This is a genomic window from Paenibacillus sp. MT124 (genome assembly GCF_058792755.1).
In genome coordinates, this window is record NZ_CM179500.1 from 4,634,000 (window position 1) to 4,652,921 (window position 18,922).

Annotated in this window: 20 protein-coding genes; all 20 read right to left on the minus strand. The window is 49.5% G+C overall.

Annotated elements, in window-relative coordinates; translation table 11 throughout:
- Nucleotides 1-73: 73 nt before the first annotated feature.
- The 20 genes from AC3RCI_RS20970 to AC3RCI_RS21065 all read right to left on the minus strand — a co-directional run bounded on the left by AC3RCI_RS20970 (nt 74) and on the right by AC3RCI_RS21065 (nt 18,812).
- Nucleotides 74-214, minus strand: coding sequence for a hypothetical protein (locus AC3RCI_RS20970; protein WP_336780548.1), 141 nt, complete (start codon nt 212-214; stop codon nt 74-76).
- 145 nt (nt 215-359) lie between these two features.
- Nucleotides 360-1,112 carry a DNA repair protein RecO gene (recO, locus tag AC3RCI_RS20975; RefSeq protein ID WP_095359490.1) on the minus strand — a complete coding sequence of 251 codons (753 nt, stop codon included), beginning with the start codon at nt 1,110-1,112 and terminating at the stop codon, nt 360-362.
- A gap of 33 nt (nt 1,113-1,145) precedes the next feature.
- Nucleotides 1,146-1,286, minus strand: a complete 141-nt coding sequence (locus AC3RCI_RS20980) for a YqzL family protein (protein WP_336780547.1) — start codon at nt 1,284-1,286, stop codon at nt 1,146-1,148.
- Between the two features lie 101 nt (nt 1,287-1,387).
- Nucleotides 1,388-2,290 carry a GTPase Era gene (era, locus tag AC3RCI_RS20985; protein ID WP_095289897.1) on the minus strand — a complete coding sequence of 301 codons (903 nt, stop codon included), beginning with the start codon at nt 2,288-2,290 and terminating at the stop codon, nt 1,388-1,390.
- Nucleotides 2,291-2,324: 34 nt separating this feature from the next.
- Nucleotides 2,325-2,738, minus strand: coding sequence for a cytidine deaminase (locus AC3RCI_RS20990; protein ID WP_095359493.1), 414 nt, complete (start codon nt 2,736-2,738; stop codon nt 2,325-2,327).
- Between the two features lie 58 nt (nt 2,739-2,796).
- Nucleotides 2,797-3,165: a diacylglycerol kinase family protein gene (locus AC3RCI_RS20995; protein ID WP_095289893.1), complete on the minus strand. Its 369-nt coding sequence runs from the start codon at nt 3,163-3,165 to the stop codon at nt 2,797-2,799.
- A complete protein-coding gene (gene ybeY, locus AC3RCI_RS21000) occupies nt 3,165-3,662 on the minus strand; it encodes an rRNA maturation RNase YbeY (RefSeq protein WP_095289891.1) in 498 nt (165 codons plus the stop codon). The genes AC3RCI_RS20995 and ybeY overlap by 1 nt, the downstream gene beginning before the upstream one ends.
- A 34-nt stretch (nt 3,663-3,696) precedes the next feature.
- Nucleotides 3,697-5,946: an HD family phosphohydrolase gene (locus AC3RCI_RS21005; protein WP_095289889.1), complete on the minus strand. Its 2,250-nt coding sequence runs from the start codon at nt 5,944-5,946 to the stop codon at nt 3,697-3,699.
- A gap of 15 nt (nt 5,947-5,961) precedes the next feature.
- The gene (locus AC3RCI_RS21010) at nt 5,962-6,933 is read right to left on the minus strand and encodes a PhoH family protein (protein ID WP_492471450.1); all 972 of its coding nucleotides are present in this window, start codon (nt 6,931-6,933) and stop codon (nt 5,962-5,964) included.
- Between the two features lie 6 nt (nt 6,934-6,939).
- A complete protein-coding gene (yqfD, locus tag AC3RCI_RS21015; RefSeq protein ID WP_492471449.1) occupies nt 6,940-8,133 on the minus strand; it encodes a sporulation protein YqfD in 1,194 nt (397 codons plus the stop codon).
- Entirely contained in the window at nt 8,130-8,423 is a 294-nt protein-coding gene (gene yqfC / locus AC3RCI_RS21020; protein ID WP_095289883.1) for a sporulation protein YqfC, read from the minus strand. The genes yqfD and yqfC overlap by 4 nt, the downstream gene beginning before the upstream one ends.
- Nucleotides 8,424-8,597: 174 nt before the next feature.
- Nucleotides 8,598-9,197 (minus strand): YqfB family membrane protein, encoded by a 600-nt coding sequence (locus AC3RCI_RS21025; protein WP_492471448.1) that lies wholly within the window; start codon nt 9,195-9,197, stop codon nt 8,598-8,600.
- A gap of 13 nt (nt 9,198-9,210) precedes the next feature.
- Nucleotides 9,211-10,221, minus strand: coding sequence for a flotillin-like protein FloA (floA, locus tag AC3RCI_RS21030; protein ID WP_095359498.1), 1,011 nt, complete (start codon nt 10,219-10,221; stop codon nt 9,211-9,213).
- Between the two features lie 152 nt (nt 10,222-10,373).
- Complete coding sequence (locus AC3RCI_RS21035; protein ID WP_154895753.1) at nt 10,374-11,690, minus strand: NfeD family protein; 1,317 nt, start codon at nt 11,688-11,690, stop codon at nt 10,374-10,376.
- Nucleotides 11,691-12,046: 356 nt separating this feature from the next.
- Entirely contained in the window at nt 12,047-12,490 is a 444-nt protein-coding gene (locus AC3RCI_RS21040) for a GatB/YqeY domain-containing protein (RefSeq protein ID WP_492526214.1), read from the minus strand.
- 15 nt (nt 12,491-12,505) lie between these two features.
- Nucleotides 12,506-12,679, minus strand: coding sequence for a 30S ribosomal protein S21 (gene rpsU / locus AC3RCI_RS21045; protein ID WP_005547957.1), 174 nt, complete (start codon nt 12,677-12,679; stop codon nt 12,506-12,508).
- A 174-nt stretch (nt 12,680-12,853) separates the two neighbouring features.
- On the minus strand, nt 12,854-13,216 hold the full coding sequence (locus AC3RCI_RS21050) for a histidine triad nucleotide-binding protein (RefSeq protein WP_095289876.1): 363 nt from the start codon (nt 13,214-13,216) through the stop codon (nt 12,854-12,856).
- Between the two features lie 276 nt (nt 13,217-13,492).
- Nucleotides 13,493-13,831: a hypothetical protein gene (locus AC3RCI_RS21055; protein ID WP_492471565.1), complete on the minus strand. Its 339-nt coding sequence runs from the start codon at nt 13,829-13,831 to the stop codon at nt 13,493-13,495.
- Between the two features lie 380 nt (nt 13,832-14,211).
- A complete protein-coding gene (locus tag AC3RCI_RS21060; protein WP_492526216.1) occupies nt 14,212-17,631 on the minus strand; it encodes an SbcC/MukB-like Walker B domain-containing protein in 3,420 nt (1,139 codons plus the stop codon).
- Nucleotides 17,628-18,812 carry an exonuclease SbcCD subunit D gene (locus AC3RCI_RS21065; RefSeq protein WP_492526218.1) on the minus strand — a complete coding sequence of 395 codons (1,185 nt, stop codon included), beginning with the start codon at nt 18,810-18,812 and terminating at the stop codon, nt 17,628-17,630. The genes AC3RCI_RS21060 and AC3RCI_RS21065 overlap by 4 nt, the downstream gene beginning before the upstream one ends.
- Nucleotides 18,813-18,922 lie beyond the last annotated feature (110 nt).

Here is an 18,922-nt window from a genome sequence, read left to right on the forward strand (position 1 = left end):
AATCAAAAAAAAAGCCCTCGCCCTACGCCTGTTGTCCAGACGTAGGGACGAGAGCTACTCCCGCGGTTCCACCCTACTTGGCTTGTGTACAAAACAGGATAACCTGTTCACGCAAGCCCACTTTTCCGTGTCCATTCATGCTCCCGAGTGCCATTTCACAGACCGATTCAACCCGGCTTACACCATCCCAGGCTCGCTCAATTATCGTAGTCAAGACCGTTTGGCCTATCTACGAGAATAATAAATCAGGTCCCCTACTCTCTCGTTCAATGCATGTCTCCAAAAGAGAAATTATAGTTCATATTAAATAAAAAAGAGTGCAAAGTCAAGTGAATCTTGTCATACCCAGAAAACACAGCTTAAATCCCGTATTTCTCCATCTGATCGAGAAAAGAACGGGATTTCAAATTGAGACCCAGCTGGTGATCCATGAAGGCTCTCATGATCTTCTTCATTTCATCTCTAGTGGCCTCACTGACGGATATGTTGCCCAGTCGCTGCAAATCCAGCTGTGCAAATAACCGCAGTAACCTTAGAGCTTTGGGACTTACGGACAACGCAGGTGGATCAAAGTGTTTACAGGCTCTGCACAGCACACCACCGAGCCTTGGACTTACAAACAACTGTTCATCGGGCCGTTCCTGGCCGCATGAAATGCATTCATCAAGCGACGGGCCATAGCCCGCCGATTGTAATATTTTCATCTCATAGAGACTGGTAATGACGCTGGGGTCCTTCTCTTCCTTTAACGCTTGAAGACAAGCCTTAAGCTGCTTGAACCAGAAAGCACCTGTTTCCTCATCCTGCAGGACCCGATCCAGCAGTTCACATGCATAGGATGCATAAGCTGCTTTAACCAAATCTTCCCGCAGCTCATGATATGACTCCATGATTTCGCCCGCATTTAGTGTCCCCAGGCCCGTGTTACGGAAATATACGTATTGACCGTACGTAAACGGCTGCACCAGCGCAGCATGTCGGCTTTTGGGCTTTTTGGCACCACGGACGAGTACGCCTACTTTTCCACCACTTTCGGTGCAAAGCGTAATAATTTTGTTTCCCTCGCCGTAGTCCATGCTGCGGATGACAATCCCTTCCACCCTGTATAGCATGCCTCGTCACCTAACCATTCCCGAATTAGCCAATTAACCCTCGGCTTCTTCATCTTCTATCACTTCCCCTGCAGTATCAGACTCCTGTCCTGTTGGCGCACTAGCCTCGGTATACAACAAATAGGACTCCACATCCCCCGTCATTGCAAAAACCTTCCACGAAAAATCTCGCATCAGAATTTCATCCTCTCTTCGGAAATGACGTCTGCATCTACCAATTAGGATGGAGTCTTGCAAGGTAAACTATGTGTTGCAATTAATGGATACTTGTTCGATTAAACGTCACGGTGGAAGCCGAGATCACGCAGAACGCGATCCTGATTTCTCCAATCCTTTTTCACCTTAACCCACAGATCCATAAAGATTTTCGAACCGAGCAGGTTCTGAATATCCGTACGCGCACGTTTGCCAACTTCTTTTAACAGGGCCCCCTGTTTACCGATAATGATCCCTTTTTGAGAGTCACGCTCTACAAAAATAACGGCCGAAATGTACACTACCCCGTTGTCCTGTACCTTCATATCCTCGATGGTTACAGCAATGGAATGTGGGACCTCTTCCCGGGTCATTTGCAGAATCTTCTCCCGAATCAGCTCCGCACAAACGAACTGTTCCGGGTGGTCTGTAACCTGATCTTCCGGGTAGTATTGCGGTCCTTCCGGCAAATACTTGCCGATCTGATCGAGCAGTGTACTTACATTGCTGCCGAGCTTGGCAGAGACCGGTACGATTTCTGCGAAATCATGCAGCTTGCGATACTCCTCAATAAGCGGCAGCAGCGCTTCCGGTTCAATTTTATCAATTTTGTTCATCACCAAAATGACAGGAGTCCGAACATTTTTCAGTTGTTCTGCGATGTAACGGTCACCACCGCCCATTCCTTCGGAAGCGTCAATCAGGAACAAGGCTGCTTCAACTTCCCCAAGTGTATTCAAGGCAGTCTGGTTCATATAGTCACCCAGCTTGGATTGCCGTTTGTGAATACCCGGTGTGTCCAAAAAGACTACTTGCTTGTCTTCGGATGTGTAAACGCCATGTATTTTATTACGAGTGGTTTGTGGCTTGTCTGACATAATGGCTATTTTTTGGCCAATAACCTGGTTCATCAAAGTCGACTTACCAACGTTAGGACGCCCAACAATAGCTACAAAACCCGATTTAAATGCTTTTTTCTTCATATGTTCCTCCTCAGGCGCCTAGGCCTGGAATAGTTTATTTTTTGGCAAAATCCAGATCTGACGGACCAAAAGCCCAAGGCAGCAGCTCGGCAACCGTCGTTTCCTGCAGGTCACCATTCAAGTTGCCCATGATGACTTTCATATCCGGCTCACACAGCTCAACCATAACCTGGCGACACACGCCACATGGAGCGATTGGACCTTCCGTATCTCCTACAACGGCAATGGCCTTGAAACTGCGAGGCTGCTGCCCCCCTGCAATCGCACTAAAAAGTGCTGTTCGCTCCGCGCAGTTGCTTGGTGTATAGGCAGCATTCTCAATATTGCATCCATGATGCACATTGCCTTCGCTATCCAGCAGAGCTGCCCCTACGCCAAAATGGGAATAAGGTGTGTATGCTTTTGCACGTGCCTTAATGGCTTCTTGCATGAGCTGTTGATTATCCATAATCCAAATCTCTCCCTCAGGTTATCACTATAATAAACTTCATGTTATAACAGGCTTATCAGAAACCAAGCCAATGTAAAACCGGTTTGAAGAACACCATACATCCGATGACTACAGCGAACACCGCAGCCAGCAAAACTGCGCCAGCCGCGGTGTCTTTCGCCGCTTTTGCAAGCGGATGAATATGCGGATGTGCCAGATCTACCGCTGCCTCTACGGCCGTGTTCATTAATTCGGTGACCAGCACCAAAAAGATGGCTGTCAGCACAAACATCCAGTCTGTTCTCGAAATCCCGAAGATAAATCCTGCCGAACACATGATGACGGCTACTCCCGAATGAACCCTTACATTTCGCTGTGTCCGAAAACCGTATACGATTCCTTCTGCCGCATTGCGGAACACCAGACTCCAGGAGCGCCTTTTCATTATCGTGTCAACCCGGCCTGGGCGAGTACAGCTTCCTGTTTGCCCATCATTTCGGCTTCGCTTGCTTCGTCCTGATGATCATATCCGAGCAGGTGCAGGAAACCGTGCACAAACAGGAAACCAAGCTCACGTTCAAATGAATGCCCGTATTCTTCACTTTGCAGGATCGTACGAGGAACGGAGATAATGATGTCACCGAGAACATCTGGCATCTCCTCCATCTCTTCATCCTCATCCAGTTCGTAGATGATGTCCAGTTCCTCATCCATGGTTTCATTCATGGCAAATGACAGCACATCTGTCGGACGATCGATTCCGCGGTAATCGCGGTTCAGCTCATGAATCTGGGCATCATCCACAAATGTGAGAGCAACTTCTCCATCTGCCACGCCTTCAGCTTCTCCTGCCAGGTTCAGCAATTGCTCCAGCATTGCAATCATCTGTTCAGTAATTTCTTTATCCTGTTGATCATTATTCCATGCCAGGTTAAGACTCATTCTTTCATAACTCCTGTCTGCTCATATTAGTAAGTCAACCTGCTTCAGGTGAGGTCGGCTTCGGTTTTTTGATCTCTTCCGGGTATTCAATCCGGGAGTGGAAAATTCCCATTACCGTCTCTTTCAAGGTCTTCGCTACGATATCCAATTCACGCATGGTGAGATCACAATCGTTAAACTGATGGTCATCGAGACGTCCCTTGATAATCTTCTCAATCATGGATTCCACTTGTTCCACAGTCGGTTTGCGCAGCGACCGAACTGCTGCTTCAACGCTATCCGCTATCCCCACGATAGCCGATTCCTTGGATTGGGCTTTTGGACCTGGATAACGGAAATCTTCTTCTGTAAAATCAGGCTCCACTCCCGCTTCCTCAGCTTGACGCAGCGCTTTGTGATAGAAGTAATGGAGGAAGGTCGTCCCGTGATGCTGCTCCGCGATATCCCGGATCGGTTTCGGGAGCTTGTAATCCTTCTGCATTTCCACACCATCTCGTGCGTGCGCAACGATAATTGATTTGCTCAATTTAGGATCAATGGAATCATGGGGGTTCTCCATATTGTTCTGATTTTCAATGAAATATATCGGTCTCTTGGTCTTGCCAATATCATGGTAATACGAACCAACTCGGCAGAGCAGACCATTCGCTCCGATAGCCTCGGCCGCGGCCTCGGACAGGTTTCCTACCATGACACTGTGATGATACGTGCCCGGTGTTTCTGTCAGCAATTTGCGCAATAACGGGTGGTTCGGGTTGGACAGCTCCACCAGCTTCAGTGCTGATAGTATACCAAACGAAGTTTCGAAAAACGGCATAAGCCCAATAACGAGAATCGCTGTTAGTACACCACCGGCAAAAGCAAATCCTACGCCATACAGTGTTGTTGTACGATTCCAGTCCCCCGTATCAATCAACGACAGTGTAAAGACGGCAATGGAACCAAACAGGCAGACCATGATGGCCCCCTTTAAGATGGTGGAGCGCTGGCTTGCCCGGTATGTCGCGAAGATGGCAACAAAAGACACCAGCACCGCAAAAAAGCCAAGCTCAAAATCAAAAATTTGACCTTGATGCGTATTCAGGATGATGCTTGACAACATGCCAATGATGATCGAGCAAACGAAAGCAAGCGATGTATCCAGCAACAAGGCAATTAACATCGCCCCCACTGCAACTGGTGCAAGGAAGCCGACATATGACCTGTCTGCTGTCTGGATGAATGCCGTTACATGCATAAGCACAATCGTAATAATGAAAATGAGTACAAGCATCAGCAGCTGTGCATTATTATATTTGAAATGCGTTCCGCTGAATTGCTGAATATACATCAGAATTGCTGCCGACAGCAGACAAGACAGCATGAGAAGACCTAGCTGCGGCCAGTAGTTCACTTCGTTTTTCAACAAATCATTTTCATCAAGAAGGGCGTACATTTCGGGGGTTATCATTTCGCCCTTGGCAACCAGTGTATCACCTTGCTTGATATAGACTGTCTGTGTATTTTCACGAGCCTGTACCTTGGCTTCCTTTGTCCCCTCTTCATCATAGAAACGATTGGACGTTACTACAAGACGGGCGAGCTCCTGAACAACCTCACGCTGCGTGCGCTTGCTAAGGGAACTTACACTTACCATTTCGGCAACTTTTGCCCTTGCTGTCGTAGCATCACTGATCTGATCCGTCATCAATCTGGACACGATATCCCGTCCAACGGACTTCATCTCCTGGATATCATCTGAGGTCAAGCGAGATATCTTGATATAGGTTTCTTCCGGAATTCGGTAGCTTTGCTCCTGCACCACGTTTCTGATCTCTTCCAAAAGAGTTTCGGAATATGTACCCGCTTTCCGATTGTTATTGATAAAGTTGGACACAAAATCCTTCTGCCGCTGCGGAATCTCATCACGATAAATATCAATCTTGTCCTGACTGGAAATCTGGTCATCCTGATTCAGACGGTCAATACGATCCAGCAGGGTGGTCATCAAATTTTCATTTCGCAGCTGCACAATTTGATAGATCGGCTGTACACGCTCAGCAGCTTCTTCCTGAGCTTTCAGCGTTGCCTTCGTGTTTGGAATCTGCATGGGCGCAGCAATATCCACTTCGCTTCGTGTGCCTTCCTGAATGTCATACCGCTCGGGAAGCAGCTTGGAGGCCAGACTGAAGTAGAAGAGTATCACCAGAAACAAAAACAGAAGATAGCGTGCCCACACGCTATACTTCCATCCTGTGGTTCTATTCTGAAAAGATTTGCCTTTTGACAGTTCCTTCGAGGTCACTTTAGACAATCCCTTCTATTCTTGATTTTCTGCGGCGTGGTTGTATGCAACGATAATTTTTTGGACGAGGGAATGCCGTACAACATCTTGCTCGGCAAAATAGACAAATCCAATTTCTTCAACTTCACTGAGTATCGTTTTTGCTTCCACCAGTCCAGACTTTTTGCCGCGAGGTAAATCAATTTGCGTTACGTCTCCGGTAATGACCATTTTGGAGCCAAAACCAAGACGGGTCAAAAACATCTTCATCTGTTCAGGCGTCGTATTCTGAGCTTCGTCCAAAATGATGAACGAGTCATCGAGTGTACGCCCCCTCATATATGCCAGTGGCGCAATTTCGATCAAACCGCGCTCCAGTGCCTTGGCCGTTTGCTCTTGTCCCATAACGTCATACAAGGCGTCGTACAAAGGCCGCAGATAAGGGTCAACCTTTTCCTGCAAGTCTCCAGGCAAGAAGCCCAGGCTCTCGCCCGCTTCAACAGCAGGCCGTGTAAGCACGATGCGCTTAACGCTGCCTTCCTTGAGAGCTGTAACCGCCAGTACAACGGCCAGATAGGTTTTACCCGTACCAGCTGGACCGATGCCGAATACAACATCACGTTTCTTAATTGTCGTTACATAGTGCTTCTGTCCAATGGTTTTAACACGAATCGGTTTGCCCCGGTAAGTCGTCGTTATCTCACCCTTGAACAGATCAAGCAGCTGGTCTGCACGCAGATCCTTAGCCAGTTCAATGGCATAGCTGACGTCTCGCTCGGTTAGCACATACCCGTTACGCACCAATTGCAGTAACACATCAAATAATTGTTCAAGCGATTCCACATTCTTTGTATTGCCATGAATGACAATCTCTGCTTCGCGAGAAGCGATCTGGGCTGGAATCTCGGATTCAATCAGTTTCAGAAAAATATCTTGGGGTCCAAAAAGAGATTGACCCTCTCCCGCACTCTGGAGGGAGATTCGTATGCTGCGTGTTTGTTCTGACAAATAGCCTCATTCTCCTTGACTATGGACTAACGGAAGTTCTTCCGCAATGCTTTCTTCCACTTCAAATAATACTTTCATATAAACTTTACCATTCTCTTTCTTCTCATGCAAAATTTTTTCACTTAAAATTTTTGTTCCTTTGCCGTTTTTGGCGATAATATCGTTTCTGGCTCCCTCCAGCCCTTTCGTTCGGGCCCACTCCACCGTCTTTTGTTCCTCTTGCTGCGTGGTCTCCATATCGGTCTCAGTCAACCATCCCAGCGGAAGCGTGAACGATCGCCATGTTAGCGGCTTATGGTCACTCGCCGTATTGAAAGAACTGAAAGGCGTCTTCCCATATCCCCACAGCTGAACAGCCCAATCCCCAAGCACAACATAGAAACGTTCCTTACTCTCACCTGTCAAGGTGTTGTGTTTCTGCACGAGAGGTACTTCCACCTCATATTCACGCCATACGAGTCCACGAACCTCGCCTTTGGCCACAACATTCTCTGTATTCTCTTCATCACCCAAAATCCCCGATATTAATACCTGACCTTTCTTAACACGTGTATCCTTCTGCACAACAGGACGCCCCTGTTCTGCGTATATCTGAGTAACGACTGCATCCGATTTGCTCACCAAGTGCCTTGGATTCAGCAGCGGTTCGCGTTGAGGCTGTGCAGATTCCACGACCTGGATCGTAATGGTTGTCCCCTCTTTGCTCACACCGATCCAGGTTACGTCGGGGAGTGCCAAAGCCATCTGCCTGGAGAGCTTGTCCTGACTCTGGAGTCTGAACCCCCACTGGAAAGGATATATCCCTTCTTTTTTGGCTGCAGCAAGCACCACATCAGTGGGAATCTTCACATTCCCTTTCACCTCAACATTCCAGACCATCGATGATAATGCAAACATGGCAATCACGAAAAGCACCATGCCCCCAAGGAAGAACTTCCTTTTCATTAATCTGGCCATAAAAAAAGGAATCCCGCTGCGGTGCGTCACCTTCACCCTGCAGCCTGTCCGCTTCAACAAAGGACGCAGCCTAAAAAAATGCGGCAGCAGAATATTCATCTCTGCCTTGCGTCCATCATGGGCACGCAGGTTCCACACTTCCAATCCCTGCTCTGCCACCATGTTGATCAGCGCTTCGATGTCTCCCCCAGTGACCGTTATTCGGACTGCACCTCGCAGTTTGTACAGACTGGGCTGTTTCATCCGTTTCCCTCCGCTCCATTCATATGTATATCCAGAATTGTCCCTTCCACCGCCACTTCATCCGGCAAAATATTGCGAATCATCAGATCAACGCCTTTAATCTCGAGCTGACCCTGGGTCAAAGCCAGAACAATGCGATTCGGCGTAAAATGGATCACACCGCGATGATTTTCGATATACAATTGCTTGCTGCCGATCAGGGTTAACCGTGGCATATCATAAAGCACGTCCTGCGGCAAATCCAGCACCTCACTGGTCCATCTGCGCAGCTTGCGGCTGATCCGGGTCATACGAAGGTCTTCCCCCTTCCTCTACAGTTCAACTTATGCGGAGAAACATGATTTTATGAAAACTACAGCTTCTGTTAGATCATTAATTCTTTAAAAAGGAGCACAACAAAAAAAGCCGTCTCTGGCATATTGCTCACCAGAGACGGCTCTATTCCCGTCCAATAGCTTGACTTGCTACAGTTTCCCTCGCGTACCGAACGGTTGCTTGGAACGGGGAGAACCCAGTACTTCTGCCCATAATACACCCGTGCGAATATCCGCCGGTCGGAGCGGAGACGCTCCCGATTCATCGGTGCTGGACTCATCCCAGCCGGAGTCAGACACAACGGGTCTATTTGCAGAAGAAATGCGATTCAATCGCTCTTCAATCAAGCGCTGCTGTTGTTCCATTCCTCTCATCTGTTCCTCTAGTGAATTTTCCATGGCGCTCATAGAGCCCTCACTTCTGTAGTCACTTGCGGGGCGAGAAGTTGCAGCAGGTTCCGAATAAGGCTGATCATAACGTTCTTCATATTGCTCTTCGTCATATCGATCGTCATACTGTTCATCATAACGGGGATCTGCTGGTCCGGAAGACTGCTGTGGAGATGAGTTGTCTCTCGAGCGATCATCCCGTTCTGAATTACCGCTGCCTCCAAATGTAGGCATCCCGTTGCCAGGACGCTTTTTGTTCGGATCAGCCGTTTTGGCGGCTTTTCCCAAGAAAGAGAAAAGCGCAAAACCGATGACGGCCACTATATACAAATTATCAAAAATCCATTCAAATAGGCCCATATGCACTCACCGCCTATCTTCCGTTTTTGGAATCACCCTGATCGTTGGAATTCGAACCTTCACCAGGTTTTCCCAAAGTATTGCGCATTTGAGTATCAGCCTCAATATTTTTCAGATTCATGTAGTCCATGACCCCGATTTTACCGCTACGAAGTGCTTCGGACATCGCCAAAGGTACTTGGGATTCGGATTCAACCACACGCGCTCTCATTTCCACTACACGTGCCTTCATCTCTTGCTCTTGGGCTACAGCCATTGCGCGACGTTCTTCCGCTTTCGCCTGAGCGATGCGTTTGTCAGCCTCAGCCTGCTCGGTTTGCAGGAACGCACCAATGTTCTTACCTACATCCACGTCCGCAATATCAATGGACAGGATTTCAAAAGCTGTACCGGCGTCCAGACCTTTGGACAATACAGTACGGGAGATCAGATCCGGATTTTCCAGAACGTCTTTGTGGGAATTCGAGGAACCGTTTGTACTTACGATACCTTCACCGACACGGGCAATGATCGTCTCTTCACCGGCACCACCGACGAGACGGTCAATATTGGCCCGAACCGTAACCCGAGCTCTAACTTTAACTTCAATACCATCTTTGGCTACCGCAGATACAATTGGTGTCTCGATGACACGCGGATTAACACTCATTTGTACAGCCTGCAGTACATCACGACCTGCAAGGTCAATCGCCGCTGCGCGTTCGAATTCAAGTGGAATGTTGGCACGCTGCGCCGCAATCAAAGCGTTGACTACCCGGTCTACGTTACCACCAGCAAGGAAGTGACTTTCCAGCTGGTTCATTGACAATTGAAGACCCGCTTTGGTTGCTTTGATCATAGGATTTACGATTCGGCTAGGTGTTACACGTCTGAGCCTCATCGCTACTAGTGTAATAATTCCGACACGTACGCCGGATGCAATGGCCGAGATCCAGAGCATTACTGGGAAAAAGCTGAAGAATACGCTCAATACGATAATGGCAACTACCGCAACGAGCAAAACCGTAATCAAGGTTGGTTCCATAGTCAAAATTCCTCCATTTGCACTTAAATTTTGTAAAAATCATCTTAAAAGTTTATGCTGCTAATTTTAGAAAAACACCATTCGGCAAGCAGCACTGCCTTATGGTTATGTACACTGCCGAAGCCCATCAGAACTCCGGCAAAACAAGCGTTTTACACCGGCAAAGCTTGTTGGACCACAATCCGGGTGCCTTCGGCTTTAACCACAATAATCGGTGTATCAACTGGAATAAAGTCCCCGTCCGAAACCACATCGACCCGTTCCCCATTAAATATTGCTGTTCCAGAAGGACGAAGCGGAGTCAGGCTGATCCCTTGGAGACCAATCAGTTCTTTACGTTCTGTCGCAGATGAATAACCTCGATCGGCAGACAATCTGTCACTCAGTATAAATCGATTCCATATGCCTCTGTCTTTAAACAGTATCACCACGATGGCTATAACCACCAGCGCTGCTCCGAAAGCAATTCCCAGTGATACAAATGCATCACTTGTGTCATAAGCCGCACGCACGACACCAGCCACAAGCGCAATGGATCCCAGTATGCCCAGGATACCAAAGCTTGGAATGAACATCTCCAGAATCATCATGATGAGTCCAACCGTAAACAGCACCCATGTCTCTGCTCCTGCAAATCCAGCAATGTAGTTCCCCGAGAAATAGAGGATAAAGCAGACGATCCCCACAATGCCAGGCACTCCGAATCCAGGCACAATCAGTTCAATAATTACGCCTGCAATTCCAAGAAACAGTAGTACAGTCATCACAACAGGATTCGTCAGAAAAGAAGATATATTCTCTGCAGCGGTTCGCTCCACAGTAAATACATCATCCTGACCATACCCCAACCAAGCTGCTGCCTCTTCCGGAGTTGAACTGATATGGTCCGCATATCCCACTTTCAGCGCTTCCTCGGCTGACAAGGCAATAATTTCACCCTTTTGCTTTGTTTTGTTGATCTCCGGCATCTCCACAACCATGTTGACATCTGTCATTCCGGCAGCGATACTACCGTCACGGCCGCCTTGTTCTGCCGCTCCCTGCATTTTGCTCTTCCAGAATGCAACCAGCTTCGGATCATCGACATGCTTACCCGTGCTGTCCACCATCGCTGCCGCGCCAATCATACTTCCTGGCGACATTACGATCTTATCTGCATTCAAGGCCAGAAAACTTCCAGCCGAAGCAGCATCTCCGCGGACAAAGGCAACGGTCTGAACAGGGCTTTCTTTAATCAAGTTACCCAGTTCTTCAGCCGTATCGACCCGTCCTCCCGGCGTATTGATATCCAGAACAATCAGGCCAGCATTCATCGATTCAGCTTCCTTGAAGCCACGCTCCATAAACTTGCCTAACCCCTGCTCGATTGGTTTATCAACCGGAATAATATATACGGCGCCGCTCTTTTCAGCTGCTTGTGCAGACGGCGATCCAACCCAGAGAGGAAGCAGCAGTGTCAGCAGCATCATGAGCAACAATGGCCCCGCAAGCCTCTTCCGGCGCTTTCCCTTCACAATAATCCCCCCTTTTCCATTATTGTTATACTGTCCAGCTTATGGTATTTATTACGTACAATGCAACATTTCGTTTCAAAATCTTAAAATTATATTTGAAAGCCAGAGGAATTGCAAGATATTAAATCTAATTTTATGTATATTAACCATTTTAAAGTAAATTTTTTGTCTGTTTTGAACATTATACTGTTTCTTTCTCCTGACATCGAATTCTCCCATGCTAAATCTAATAAAGTCTGAGGTGTAAATTCAGTACCATGCAAACAGGAAAAAACACCCCCTGACAAGTCAGGAGGTGTTCATTGATTGCTTTATTGCAGAAATTGTTGAACTGCTTGATTAACCAGTTTGCCGTCCGCTTTGCCTTTAACTTTCGGCATAAGGACCGCCATGACTTTCCCCATCTCGGCTTTCGAAGAAGCACCGGTTTCCTGGATGGTCTGCTGTACAATAACTTTAATTTCTTCTTCGGTAAGCTGTGCGGGAAGGTACTGACCAATTATATCAATTTCCGCTTTTGCATTTGCCGCGAGTTCTTCACGGCCCGCTTTGTCAAATTCTTGGAGGGCATCTTTGCGCTGTTTGATTTCACGACTCAGGATATCAAGCACTTCGTTGTCATCCAAAGTTCTTTTCAAATCTATTTCAAGATTCTTGATCGTCGAACGAATCAACCGAATGGTGGAGAGCTTGAACTTGTCCTTGCTCTTCATCGCTTGCTTCATATCTTCGTTCAATCGTTCGCTAAGATTCATGTTGTTCAAATCCTCCTAAAACTTTCTCTTACGAGCAGCCTCGGACTTTTTCTTGCGCTTTACGCTTGGCTTCTCATAATGCTTACGTTTCTTCACCTCAGCCAAGACGCCATCTTTAGCGATGGAACGTTTAAAGCGACGAAGTGCAGCATCAATAGTCTCGTTTTTGCGAACTTTAGTTTCAGACACCAGTTTTCCCTCCCTCCGACCAGACCGTCCAAGAGCAATAACACGGTTCATCACCTTTCATTATAGGCGAAAGGTAATAAAGGTGTCAACCTTAACGTAATGATCACTTTATTTATGCGAATCACAGTGCTTCTTTTTTCACCACCCAACAGGAGATGTAGAGCACAGGATCCATTATGATTTGTGCGAATCCGATAGGCTTGTCAGCGCACCGAGTCTGGTGCCTCCAAGCAGATGATAGTGCAGGTGATGGACGGTTTGTTCCCCATCTTTGCCGCAGTTATTAATCAAACGATAACCGGACTCATCGACTCCAAGGCGTTTCGCTGCTTCCTGTGCTGCCAGATGAACCTCACCAATCAGTGCTATATCATCTGCTGTGACATCATTCATGGAAGCAATATGTTTTTTCGGAATAACGAGGACATGTGTCGGTGCAGCGGGCTGGATGTCGTGAAAGACAACCACATGTTCATTCTCCAAAACTTTATTGGAGGGAATGCTGCCCTCTACAATTTTGCAAAACAAGCAATCCATTGTTCATACCCTCCTTTGATTTGAAGATTTATGTATACCTCTCTATCATACCGTAAGTGAAAAGTGACGTCCAATCTCACATGAAAAATAGCTAAACTCAATATGCTAGCCCCTTTGCTAGCATGCCATTAAAACCCCATTACAATTCTCATTCACTATTCGTTGATGAATAGCACAAAAAAAAGGACCTTTCTACATCCAGGTAGGCAGCAGCATGTTGCCAGAATGAGAATGGTCCTTATGATTTAAAATCCTAATCCGACTTTCAGTCCTCCATTAATAGTATGGCAGCAGTGTTAATGCAGTCAGCCCGATCAAGGGAAGCACCAGTCTGTTAAAACGTCTGCGACCATAACCATAGTATGGATAGGGATATGGATACGGATAACCGTACCCCGGATAAAACCCACGAGCATGAGATACGGGATAACCTGCTCCCGGCATCGCGTTTGGTCCCCAATTTGCATGATGCGCGGCTTCAGGACCGACAGGCACTGCCAAATAAATCATGTCGTCATCCACATTTTCCATAATACCGTCATAATGACTTCCATCCTTCATCTGTACACATACATAACGATGAATGTGTTCCTTACAGATCTTCTTTGCTTCCATCTTCTCCACTTCAGTACGCCTCCCTTATCGTGCTTCATCACCCTTTCATGGTATTCAGATCTGGGCGAATTGACACTAAAGGAACAGGGCAAAAAAAAGAAGCACCCCCTGAGCGGATTTCGAATGAAATCAGCTGCCGCGGACGTCTGACCGGGAAGCTTCCTGATCAAACGTCCGCCGGGGTACTTTACATAAGGTATGTCGGCTTGACTGTAGTATAACAGCTGGTTGAACCTGTATCTGTGAGGTAACTCACTCCATTTTACAAGATTCAACTTAAATATCCTCGTTTTACAGTCGAAGTAAGTCAATACCGATTCTCCGCTGTTAAAATCAGATAGCTTTATTAGCTTTCGGAGCAAGCAAAGAACATTTGTATATCAGAGACTCTCCAATACTACCCGTGAACCGCCTCCTGCTTCGCTCGCAGGAATAACAACCAGCTTGCGCGGCAGACGAGCCCTCAGTTCCGGTACGTGGCTGATGACCCCGACGGCCAAACGATCATCATGCAATTTCTCGAGCGATGTAATGACCGTATCCAGCAGATCCGGGTCCAATGTTCCAAATCCTTCATCCAGGAAGAAGAATTGAAGCGGGTACTGGCCGCGCAGCTGAATCTGTGCGGACAAGGCGAGTGCCAAGGACAACGAGGTCAAGAAGGTCTCTCCACCAGATAAAGTGGATACCGGACGCTTAACTCCACCGTTGGCATCATCGCAGATGACAAATCCACCGCCCGAATCCACCTCGAGTGAATAGCGCTGCTTCGTAAGAAAACGCAAACGCTGTGACGCAGCTTGGCTAACCTGCATGAGCTGCTCTTCTGCAATATACTCTACAAATGCATTGCCTCTGAAGGCTGCCTGCAGTTTGCTGAGCTGCTCCCCGTGATGACTCACTTCTACCCGTTTGTTCTCCAATTCGGTCCAGCGAACGTGACGCTGCTGAACATCTTCCAGATCCCGTTCTGCACGAGCCTTCGCACTTAGCGCAGCTTCATCATCAGCACGTCGTAACTTCAGACGTTCTGTGCAGGCTAACCACTGCTCTTCGGACACTTCTGCTCCACCCAGCTTTTGCTCCAGTTCACGCAGCTGGGAAACCAGCTCACGTTCCCTTTCACGATGATGCTGAATCTCTGCTGCCAGTCGCTCAGCCTCGTCTGCAGGAATCGCTGCCTCCAGAACGGCTTGTTCAGAGTCAAATGGAGATTGATCAAGCAATTGCTGCCAGCGTGCCTGCGCCTGTTCCAGATGCTCCGATGCTGAATTCAGGGCCTGTCTGGCCATGACGTCTTTCTTGGCAGACTCCTGTTTCAGGTTGTCCGCTTCCTTGAAGCGCCGGGCCGAGTCGGCTGCTGCTTTTCGCAGCCCATCCAGCTGTGACTGCGTGACAGCGATGAGCTCTTCTACACGTTGTTCGCCCACCCACTGGCGCAGTCGTTCTTCCTTCTCGGCCAGCTGTTTACGGTTTCCCTGCCACTCGGTTTGCCACTGGATCAGCTGTTTGTCCAGTTCAACCAGCTTTTGTTGGAGGGACTGTACGGACTGTTCCTTTTCTTCCAAAAACGTGACACTCTTGTTCAGCCGTTCCTTGATGTCTTCGGCACGTGCATCGCGTTCCTGCATCGCCTGATGAAGGGCGACAGCCTCCTCTGGGGCGATGCCGGGCAGTTCTGAGGCCCAGCGGCCTTGCAATGCCGCCGCTGCTGCCTCGCTTTCAGCCAGCTTGCGCTCCGCCTGGACGAGACCGGCACGGCCGGCCTCCTGCGCGGCTGCCGCCTCCATGCGGCGCTGCTGCGCACCCACAGCCGCCTGCTGCAACGCGGCTGCTTGCGCCTGCACTTGCGTCGCGGCGTCAGCCAGCGCACGCGCGGTCTCGCGCAGCGCTGCGGCACGCGCCGCCCAGTCCGCAGGTGATTGCCCGTGTGCGGGCAAACCTGCGGGCTCTTGCTCCGCTGCCGCAGGCGCGGCCTCGGCTGCGGCCGGTGCTTCGCCGGCCGCGGCGCCAAGCTGCGTCAGCAGGCTGCGACGTTCGTGCAGCTGCTGGCGCAGCCCGAAGCGCAGCTCCTGCAGCTCTGCCTGCAGGCTGCGCAGCAGTTCCAGGTCCGCATCGCCTGCGTGCGGACCTTCTCCCGGCGGCGCAGCCGGGAGCGGGTGGTGTGCGGAGCCGCACACCGGGCATGGCTCGCCGTCACGCAGCTCGGCGCGCAAGGCGGAGGAGAGCCGGTGCAGCTCCTGCTCGCGCATCGAGCCGCGCAGCTGCTCCTCCGCGCCGGCCAGCAGGCTTTGTTCACGGCCGATGTCCTGCTCACAAGCAAGCATGGCCTCCAGACCCGCCGACGCCTGTTCAATCAACAGCTTCCGCTGTTCTTGCAGGCGTTCCTCTTCACTTATCGCCGCCTGAAGTTTGCTTTCTGCCAGGCTGGCAGACTGCTTGTACGTCTCCATCTCAGCCTGGTTCTGACGCAGCTGCTCTGCTGCCGTATCCAGCCGATGCCGAAGCTCCAGCGCAGCTTGCAGTTGTCTTCGCTCCTCTGACTTGACTTCATTTGGCTTCAGACTTTCCTGCAATTCTTCCCGCCGTTTTCGTCCACGCTGCTGCAGTTCTTTTTCCTTCTCCAGCTGCTGGCCATGAACTTCCTGCTCAGCCTGTCCTTTCTCCAGAAGCTGCTTCAAACGTGAGCTGTCCTCCAGAAGACTGTCTCGTTCCCGCTGCAGCTCTTTGGCCTGTTCCAACTGCTCCAACCGAAGCAGCAGCTTGGGTTCGCCCTCAGCCAGCTGTACACGTGTCGTTTCGGCCTTTTCTGCTTCAAGCACAGATAATCGTTCGTGTTCCACGGCTTGTTCATGTGCAGCAGAAGCTGCAGTTTGTCGCAGCTTATGCTGGGTAACTGCATCCCGCATCGTCTGAAGCGCAGGCAGTATGGCATCTGCTGAGCTCGACTGTTTCAAGCGCTGCTCCCCGGTTTCGATTTGCGGTTCGAGAGCTTTGAGCTTATGTTGTTCATCCAGACGCTTCTGGCGTTCATGACTTAATTCACGTATTTTACCCTGCTGTTCCGCTTCCTTCGCAGCTTCATCCAGTGTCTGACGGGAGAGCTCCGCATGCTTCATGGCCTCCTGCAGAAGACGTTTGGTTTCTTCCAGCGTTTCTTGGCTTGCATTGCCAAGACCCTGCTGCTCTGCCAAGAGCGCTTGATGAACCATATCATTATCCTTCACGCGCCGGCTGAGCTTAATGGCAAGCTGATCCCCGTACTTTTCCAAATGAAACAGCCGCTGCAGCATCTGGCGTCGTTCACTACCTTTCAGCGATAGAAACTCAGCGAATTTCCCTTGAGGAAGCACTACAGCCCGCGTAAAATCATCCATTTTGAGCCCGATCACTTCTTCCACACAACGGTTCACATCAGCTAACTTGTCAGCGAGCACCTGTTCCTCTCCATTTACGGTCTCAATAAATTTACTGATCGTATTGCTTACCGATATTTCGTTATTCCGCTTAAAACGCCGTTCCACCCGAAATCTTCGCGCTCCTTCAGCTGACGACAGTTCGAAGGTAAAAGCGACTGCGAGGGCATCCTCAGCATGATTCATAATCCCCTGAGTTCCGTTAACTGCCCGCTCGACCTTTCCGTACATGGCAAGAGTAATGGCATCCAGCAGGGAAGACTTTCCGCTGCCCGTGGGGCCGAAAATTCCGAATAATCCGGTTTCGGTCAGTACCGTAAAATCAATCTCCTGAGCTTCACGATAACTTTGCAATCCGGCCACTTTTAATAAAATCGGCTTCATCTTCCTTCGACCTCCTCACGCACGCCTGGCTCGTCCTCGTCCACCAATTCTAGGAACAGCTGTACCAGACTGTCCTCCGGCTGTGCCCCGCCCGTCTGACGCTGGTAGAACTTGCGGAACAATTCATGCACAGGCAGCTCGGAACGCTGCTCCAGCAATCCGGCAGCGGCCATCTCCGGATACACTGGACGGATATGAATAATGCCATCATGTGACTTGCGCAGCTGCTGGATCTCTTTGAGTGACATGGCATCGTCCAGCCACACTTCCATATCAATGAATGCTTGGGCGTCTCTTCCCTCTTCCAACCAGCGATACACCTCGGCCAGACCTCCGCGTGCCTTCCAGCGCACAAGGGGGCGTCCACAGGACAACAGCACTTCTTCTACATTCGGAGTTCCGCCTGGCGCCAAATCCACCATCGTTACCGATTTGCTCTGTCCTGCTTCCGAGAAGCTGTAGGCCAGCGGCGATCCGCTGTACCGGATCACGCCGTCCCCTTTCACAGCCTGAGCGCGATGAAGGTGTCCAAGTGCTGTATATTGCGCACCGATTGATAGTGAAGATGGATCTACTGTGTAAGCCCCGCCCACCTGAATTGGGCGCTCCGAATCGCTTTCAACCCCGCCCAGCACATATATGTGACTCATCGCCAAATTCACCGTATCCGGACCAAATGAGTTAGCCAGACGCTGCATGAGCATGCCAACCCGGCGGCTATAAGCTTGACGAAGCACATTTTCATCACCATCCGTGGTGAGAACTTCATTAAGCCTTGCCTCTGAAGGATAGGGCAGTGCAGCAATTTTGGCAGTCTCGCCTGTTCTAGGCGCATGAATAGTCACCGCTTCCGCCGTTGGCATACCGACAAGTGTAATCCCCTGTCTGTTTACAAGTGGTGTCACAGAGGCTACCCGTTCCGGCTGATCATGGTTACCTGCAATGACTACCAGTGGTCTTCCCCGCTCGCTAAGCCTGGCTGCCGCCTCGTAAAACAGCTGCTCTGCCGAAGCAGGCGGATTGACCGAGTCATACACGTCACCAGCCATCAACACGGCATCAGCCTGCTGCTCATCTGCCAGTCTTACAAGTTCATCGACGAATTCTTCCTGCTCACGCAGCCTGCTTCTTCCTTCCAACGTTTTTCCCAAATGCCAGTCCCCGGTATGCAAGATACGCATATTCCGTTCATCCCCTCTCCCTACAAAAACCTAATCATAAGAGTGCCTATCCCTAAATATTAGAAGCTCATTCCTGAATGTCACTAGCCAATACGGAAAACAAAGGGGAC

What these genes read in the sequence shown, in the direction of transcription:
- recO (WP_095359490.1), bottom strand. Translation starts at nt 1,112, where the DNA reads ATGCTATACAGGGTGGAAGGGATTGTCATCCGCAGCATGGACTACGGC.
- AC3RCI_RS20980 (WP_336780547.1), bottom strand. Translation starts at nt 1,286, where the DNA reads ATGCGAGATTTTTCGTGGAAGGTTTTTGCAATGACGGGGGATGTGGAG.
- era (WP_095289897.1), bottom strand. Translation starts at nt 2,290, where the DNA reads ATGAAGAAAAAAGCATTTAAATCGGGTTTTGTAGCTATTGTTGGGCGT.
- AC3RCI_RS20990 (WP_095359493.1), bottom strand. Translation starts at nt 2,738, where the DNA reads ATGGATAATCAACAGCTCATGCAAGAAGCCATTAAGGCACGTGCAAAA.
- AC3RCI_RS20995 (WP_095289893.1), bottom strand. Translation starts at nt 3,165, where the DNA reads ATGAAAAGGCGCTCCTGGAGTCTGGTGTTCCGCAATGCGGCAGAAGGA.
- ybeY (WP_095289891.1), bottom strand. Translation starts at nt 3,662, where the DNA reads ATGAGTCTTAACCTGGCATGGAATAATGATCAACAGGATAAAGAAATT.
- yqfD (WP_492471449.1), bottom strand. Translation starts at nt 8,133, where the DNA reads ATGAAACAGCCCAGTCTGTACAAACTGCGAGGTGCAGTCCGAATAACG.
- yqfC (WP_095289883.1), bottom strand. Translation starts at nt 8,423, where the DNA reads ATGACCCGGATCAGCCGCAAGCTGCGCAGATGGACCAGTGAGGTGCTG.
- AC3RCI_RS21025 (WP_492471448.1), bottom strand. Translation starts at nt 9,197, where the DNA reads ATGGGCCTATTTGAATGGATTTTTGATAATTTGTATATAGTGGCCGTC.
- floA (WP_095359498.1), bottom strand. Translation starts at nt 10,221, where the DNA reads ATGGAACCAACCTTGATTACGGTTTTGCTCGTTGCGGTAGTTGCCATT.
- AC3RCI_RS21035 (WP_154895753.1), bottom strand. Translation starts at nt 11,690, where the DNA reads ATGATGCTGCTGACACTGCTGCTTCCTCTCTGGGTTGGATCGCCGTCT.
- AC3RCI_RS21040 (WP_492526214.1), bottom strand. Translation starts at nt 12,490, where the DNA reads ATGAATCTTAGCGAACGATTGAACGAAGATATGAAGCAAGCGATGAAG.
- AC3RCI_RS21050 (WP_095289876.1), bottom strand. Translation starts at nt 13,216, where the DNA reads ATGGATTGCTTGTTTTGCAAAATTGTAGAGGGCAGCATTCCCTCCAAT.
- AC3RCI_RS21055 (WP_492471565.1), bottom strand. Translation starts at nt 13,831, where the DNA reads ATGGAAGCAAAGAAGATCTGTAAGGAACACATTCATCGTTATGTATGT.
- AC3RCI_RS21060 (WP_492526216.1), bottom strand. Translation starts at nt 17,631, where the DNA reads ATGAAGCCGATTTTATTAAAAGTGGCCGGATTGCAAAGTTATCGTGAA.
- AC3RCI_RS21065 (WP_492526218.1), bottom strand. Translation starts at nt 18,812, where the DNA reads ATGCGTATCTTGCATACCGGGGACTGGCATTTGGGAAAAACGTTGGAA.